This is a genomic window from Mesorhizobium sp. M7A.F.Ca.MR.362.00.0.0, from assembly GCF_004023175.1.
Classification (GTDB): Bacteria; Pseudomonadota; Alphaproteobacteria; order Rhizobiales; family Rhizobiaceae; genus Mesorhizobium.
This window is the reverse complement of the sequence record NZ_RZTF01001104.1, coordinates 1-243: the sequence shown is the minus strand read 5'-3', so window position 1 is coordinate 243 and position 243 is coordinate 1. Positions and strand designations below refer to the sequence as shown.

The 243-nt window shown below is 42.8% G+C and carries 1 protein-coding gene; it reads right to left on the bottom strand.

Features of this window, described 5'->3' with window-relative positions:
• A partial coding sequence (locus tag EOC06_RS39290; protein ID WP_164899105.1) for a glycogen/starch/alpha-glucan phosphorylase occupies positions 1-243 on the bottom strand: 243 nt, incomplete at both ends.

The following is a 243-nucleotide window of genomic DNA, read 5'->3' as shown; positions in this document are numbered from 1 at the left end:
GCGTATTAACGGTACTGCTGCTATAACCGATAACAGGGATATCGTGAGGGACAGCCGTTACAGTTTCAGCATTTAAATGCCGAAACTGCAGTCTTCCATCCTTTTCAAACGAATCAATATTGCCCCAAAAGGAAATATCTACAGCTAGATCCTCTTTCCGGACTTCCCAAACCTGCCCTTGCTTTAACCATTGCTCTGGCAGTTCTAATTGATATCCATCGACAATTCTCTGCTCAAATAATC